This is a genomic window from Escherichia sp. KTE52 (assembly GCF_000408325.1).
In the GTDB taxonomy this organism is placed as follows: domain Bacteria; phylum Pseudomonadota; class Gammaproteobacteria; order Enterobacterales; family Enterobacteriaceae; genus Escherichia; species Escherichia marmotae.
This window is the reverse complement of record NZ_KE138678.1, coordinates 50,457-56,882: the sequence shown is the minus strand read 5'-3', so window position 1 is coordinate 56,882 and position 6,426 is coordinate 50,457. Positions and strand designations below refer to the sequence as shown.

Here is a 6,426-nt window from a genome sequence, read left to right as displayed (position 1 = left end):
TTCGCACTCGCCGCCTGTTGGGTTTATGGTGTTTCGCCTGGGCAACGCTGCACTTAACCAGTTATGCCTTGCTGGAACTGGGAGTGAATAATCTGACGCTATTGGGTCAGGAATTAATCACCCGACCTTATTTAACGCTTGGAATTATCAGTTGGCTGATTTTACTGGCTTTAACATTTACTTCCACGCAGGCGATGCAGCGAAACTTAGGCAAACGCTGGCAACAATTGCATAACTTCGTCTATCTTGTCGCGATCCTGGCCCCATACATTATCTGTGGTTAGTAAAGATTATCTCAATGCAATCAGTAGGTTACGCTGGTCTGGTGTTACTACTTTTAGGCTTGCGTCATAATAAATGGTTTTCTCTGTTCAAAAAGTTGCAGAAGTTGTTCCAACACAAAATTACAACATAATCTGTGCGTCTCCTGCAGACGCTTAGGTTACGTGGACTGGCAGTAAATATTTAATGGTGTTATCCAACAGGATAACCCAAACAATGTGCGTCAATGGCATGTAAGACGGTACGCTGTGGTTTCATATGGCGCAAGAGAAAACCGCTGAAGCCCGACGTAAGCCTGTGTGGTCGTCCGGATTTCACCAGTCCCCCTCCCGTCCTGCAATGCCATACGCCCTGTCAGCGATGATAATGCTTCTTTGCGTAGTCGGAGTTGCCAGCGTCAGTGATATAAGACGGTAATCACCATTGTTAGCGTGAAGAAATAACCAGGCATCCCAGGGGAGACTTGAGGTATTTCCCATATACAGGCCAGAGCATTTATTCTCAGGACAAAGCACCTGTTCTTTGTACTTTAAATCTCCGGACAATCGTCAAATTCCCCACTCCTGGCATCATTGATGACCGGGGGAGCACACCAGACACAGTATTACTGCCCGTGTATCTATCATAATCTTTTGATTAAAGCAGTGTTTTATCAATTCCCCTCACCATCAATTACAGGTGGTGGGATTCGTTGAACTGGATAATGAAGCCCATCGTAAATTCATCAAAAAGACTGTTGTGACCAACGAAGATGGAAGTGTCTCCCGATAGATTAAAAAGTTGTCACGATAGTTACCACCAACAACTGAAGAATTAAGCATTTAATACTAAATACAAGGTCAGACAGAGATGCTGAAACAGAGTGTAAGAACCTAACCTGAACTTCAGAAAAAATAGGTGATGGTATGAGAATATATATCCATTCAGAATTGCTGCGCAATTTGTAATAAAAATAGAAAAGTATTGTTAGTTAATATTCATCTATATCACTTTTTATGTAGTTACATTAGTGTCACTAATTCCAGAGCCTTAAGTTATAAGTCAAAACGCTTGATGGATGTAATTAGCATTTTGCCACCATGAACAAACAAATCATCAACACAAATGATACGCCAGCAACAAATCACCCAATAAATCAACTACAAAAAATTGTAGTTTTTAACAAAAATAAACGTGAACTACATCACATTTATAATTATATGGCTAATTAATAATTAGCGCGCAATTCAACAATGCTTTCGTTTGAAGTTGTCTATGGTTATTAATGTAACTTTGGAATATACATTCCGGAATCATTTACTATGAATAAAATATACGCTCTAAAATATTGTTATATTACTAACACAGTAAAGGTTGTCTCTGAACTGGCCCGAAGGGTATGTAAAGGGAGTACCCGCAGAGGAAAAAGACTTTCATTAATTACCTCTTTGGTATTATCTGCATTACTCCCAACCGTTGCTGTTGCATCAACGGTTGGTGGCAATAATCCTTACCAGACATACCGAGACTTTGCAGAAAATAAAGGGCAGTTTCAGGCTGGCGCAACGAACATTCCTATTTTTAATAATAAAGGGGAATTAGTAGGATATCTTGATAAAGCGCCCATGGTTGATTTTAGCAGTGTGAATGTAAGCTCAAATCCCGGTGTTGCAACATTAATTAACCCGCAATATATAGCCAGTGTAAAACATAATAAAGGATATCAGAGCGTCAGCTTCGGTGATGGTCAGAACAGCTACCATATTGTGGATCGTAATGAACACAGCTCATCGGATCTCCACACACCAAGACTGGATAAGCTCGTAACTGAGGTTGCTCCGGCTACCGTAACCAGCTCATCAACGGCTGATATATTGAACCCTTCAAAATACTCGGCATTCTACAGGGCTGGTTCGGGAAGTCAGTATATTCAGGATAGTCAGGGTAAGCGACATTGGGTAACAGGTGGGTATGGTTATCTGACAGGAGGAATACTCCCGGCATCATTCTTTTATCACGGCTCAGACGGCATTCAGTTGTATATGGGGGGCAACATACATGATCATAGCATCCTGCCCTCTTTTGGAGAGGCTGGCGACAGTGGGTCTCCATTATTTGGCTGGAATACGGCCAAAGGGCAGTGGGAACTGGTCGGTGTTTACTCGGGAGTAGGAGGGGGTACCAATTTGATATATTCTCTTATCCCTCAGAGTTTTCTTTCACAGGTCTATTCAGAGGATAATGACGCCCCCGTCTTTTTTAATGCCTCATCCGACGCACCCCTGCAATGGAAATTTGACAGCAGTACCGGCACTGGCTCTCTGACACAGGGTTCCGATGAATATGCTATGCACGGACAAAAAGGTTCTGACCTGAACGCAGGTAAAAATCTGACATTCCTGGGACATAATGGTCAGATTAACCTGGAAAACTCTGTCACGCAGGGTGCCGGTTCACTGACATTTACTGATGACTACACTGTCACCACTTCAAACGGAAGTACCTGGACCGGGGCCGGTATTATTGTGGACAAGGATGCCTCCGTAAACTGGCAGGTTAATGGTGTGAAAGGTGACAACCTGCATAAAATCGGCGAAGGCACCCTGGTTGTACAGGGCACCGGTGTTAATGAGGGCGGCCTGAAAGTCGGGGATGGTACCGTTGTCCTCAATCAGCAGGCTGACAGTTCAGGACACGTTCAGGCATTCAGTAGCGTGAATATTGCCAGCGGCCGCCCGACAGTCGTGCTGGCAGATAACCGGCAGGTTAATCCGGACAATATATCCTGGGGCTACCGGGGTGGTGTTCTGGATGTTAACGGGAATGACCTGACATTTCATAAGCTGAATGCCGCCGATTATGGTGCAGCTCTCGGTAACAGCAGTGATAAAACGGCTAATATCACTCTGGATTATCAGACGCGTCCGGCAGACGTAAAAGTTAATGAATGGTCATCATCAAACAGGGGAACAGTAGGTTCATTATATATTTATAATAATCCCTATACTCATACCGTCGATTATTTTATCCTGAAAACAAGTAGTTATGGTTGGTTCCCTACCGGTCAGGTCAGTAACGAACACTGGGAATATGTCGGACATGACCAGAACAATGCACAGGCGTTGCTTGCAGACAGGATTAATAATAAAGGGTATCTGTATCACGGTAAGCTACAAGGAAACATTAATGTATCCAATAAAGTTCTCCCGGGAACAACAGGCGCGCTGGTTCTGGATGGTTCAGCAGACACCAAAGGTTCTTTCGGTCAGGAAAACGGTCGTCTGACCATTCAGGGCCACCCGGTTATCCATGCTTCAACGTCTCAGAGTATTGCAAATACAGTCTCGTCTCTGGGCGACAATTCCGTTCTGACACAGCCCACCTCATTTACCCAGGATGACTGGGAGAACAGGTCGTTCAGCTTTGGTTCGCTCGTGTTAAAAGATACAGACTTTGGTCTGGGCCGCAATGCCACACTGAACACAACCATCCAGGCAGATAATTCCAGCGTCACGCTGGGCGACAGTCGGGTATTTATCGACAAAGAAGATGGCCAGGGAACAGCCTTTACCCTTGAAGAAGGCACATCTGTTGCAACTAAAGATGCAGATAAAAGTGTCTTCAACGGCACCGTCAACCTGGATAATCAGTCAGTACTGAATATCAATGAGATATTCAGTGGTGGAATACAGGCGAACAACAGTACCGTGAATATCTCCTCAGACAGTGCCGTTCTGGGGAACTCAACGTTGACCAGTACCGCCCTGAACCTGAACAAGGGAGCAAATGCTCTGGCCAGTCAGAGTTTTGTTTCTGACGGTCCGGTGAATATTTCTGATGCCACCCTGAATCTGAACAGCCGTCCTGATGAGGTATCTCACACACTTTTACCTGTATACGATTATGCCGGTTCATGGAACCTGAAGGGAGACGATGCCCGCCTGAACGTGGGGCCATTCAGTATGCTGTCAGGTAATATCAATGTTCAGGATAAAGGGACTGTCACCATCGGAGGGGAACTGAATCCTGACCTGACTCTTCAGAATCAGATGTTGTACAGCCTGTTTAACGGGTATCGCAATACCTGGAGCGGGAGCCTGAATGCACCGGATGCTACCGTCAGCATGACAGACACCCAGTGGTCGATGAACGGAAACTCCACGGCAGGAAATCTGAAACTTAACCGAACAATAGTCGGCTTTAACGGGGGAACATCACCGTTCACGACACTGACAACAGATAATCTGGACGCGGTTCAGTCAGCATTTGTCATGCGTACAGACCTCAACAAGGCAGACAAACTGGTGATAAACAAGTCTGCAACAGGTCATGACAACAGCATCTGGGTTAACTTCCTGAAAAAACCTTCTGACAAGGACACGCTTGATATTCCACTGGTCAGCGCACCTGAAGCGGCAACTGATAACCTGTTCAGGGCATCAACACGGGTTGTGGGATTCAGTGATGTCACCCCCACCCTCAGTGTCAAAAAAGAGGACGGGAAAAAAGAATGGGTCCTCGATGGTTACCAGGTTACACGTAACGACGGCCAGGGTAAGGCTGCCGCCACATTCATGCACATCAGCTATAACAACTTCATCACTGAAGTTAACAACCTGAACAAACGCATGGGCGATTTGAGGGATATTAACGGCGAAGCCGGTGCGTGGGTGCGTCTGCTGAACGGTTCCGGCTCTGCTGATGGCGGTTTCACTGACCACTATACCCTGCTGCAGATGGGGGCTGACCGTAAGCACGAACTGGGAAGTATGGACCTGTTTACCGGCGTGATGGCCACCTACACTGACACAGATGCGTCAGCAGGCCTGTACAGCGGTAAAACAAAATCATGGGGTGGCGGTCTCTATGCCAGTGGTCTGTTCCGGTCCGGCGCTTACTTTGATTTGATTGCCAAATATATTCACAATGAAAACAAATATGACCTGAACTTTGCCGGAGCCGGTAAACAGAACTTCCGCAGCCATTCACTGTATGCAGGTGCAGAAGTCGGATACCGTTATCATCTGACAGATACGACGTTTGTTGAACCTCAGGCGGAACTTGTCTGGGGAAGACTGCAGGGCCAGACGTTTAACTGGAACGACAGTGGAATGGATGTCTCAATGCGTCGTGACAGCGTCAATCCTCTGGTGGGCAGAACCGGCGTTGTTTCCGGTAAAACCTTCAGTGGTAAGGACTGGAGTCTGACAGCCCGTGCCGGCCTGCATTATGAGTTCGATCTGACGGACAGTGCTGACGTTCACCTGAAGGATGCAGCGGGAGAACATCAGATTAATGGCAGAAAAGACGGTCGTATGCTTTACGGTGTGGGGTTAAATGCCCGGTTTGGCGACAATACGCGTCTGGGGCTGGAAGTTGAACGCTCTGCATTTGGTAAATACAACACAGATGATGCGATAAACGCCAATATTCGTTATTCATTCTGATGCTGTGCAGCAAAGGGACTATTGCTTTGTCCCTTTGCTGCGATTATCTGATTACGGTACAGGCTGGAACTTAAATTTTCCAGCGTTCACGATACATCCTGTAACACTCAGGTTGAGTAATCTTCATGAGTTTTCTTTTGCCATGTGGTGGAATTATGAATAATATAGATTTATTAAAAACTATAACAAACTACAAAAAAATCAAAAACCCGGCATATCCGGCTCAGGAGAGTCTGTTAATACACTTATATATTAGAGTAAGTGATAAAACTAAGAGCATTATAGAAAAGGAATTGAGCGAGTATAGAATAAACACCTCAACATTTATGGTGTTAATTTCATTATATATGTCTGATGATTATTGTCAGTCCCCTTCTGATATTTACAAGGAGTTACAATTCTCCAAAACAAATATCACACACATCATAGACAAATTAGAAAAGCAGAATATTGCCAAAAGAATTAACAATAAAAACGATCGTCGAAGCAAAAGTGTTTGCTTAACCCATGACGGAGTTACACTTGCTCAAAAACTAATAAACATTCAAAATATAATTCTAAAGAAAATATGGGGCGGGTTATCAGATGATGAAATTAAAACATTTGAACTCGCCAACAAAAAATTATTATCTAACATTAATGTTAATTAACATTTTAACATGCTAACAACCATCTTCTCATGATGTGTTTTCTGGATAATACAACCACTTATTATATA

General features: G+C 44.5%; 2 protein-coding genes and 1 pseudogene. All 3 read left to right on the top strand.

The genetic code is table 11. The features are described from left to right. Positions 1–415: pseudogene (msrQ, locus tag A1SC_RS0121765) on the top strand (protein-methionine-sulfoxide reductase heme-binding subunit MsrQ); the annotation flags it as partial. A 1,168-nt stretch (positions 416–1,583) separates the two neighbouring features. Then, positions 1,584–5,708, top strand: coding sequence for a vacuolating autotransporter toxin Vat (vat, locus tag A1SC_RS12175; RefSeq protein WP_016262303.1), 4,125 nt, complete (start codon positions 1,584–1,586; stop codon positions 5,706–5,708). A gap of 155 nt (positions 5,709–5,863) precedes the next feature. Continuing rightward, on the top strand, positions 5,864–6,358 hold the full coding sequence (locus tag A1SC_RS12180) for a MarR family winged helix-turn-helix transcriptional regulator (protein WP_068981780.1): 495 nt from the start codon (positions 5,864–5,866) through the stop codon (positions 6,356–6,358). The last annotated feature ends 68 nt before the right edge of the window (positions 6,359–6,426 follow it).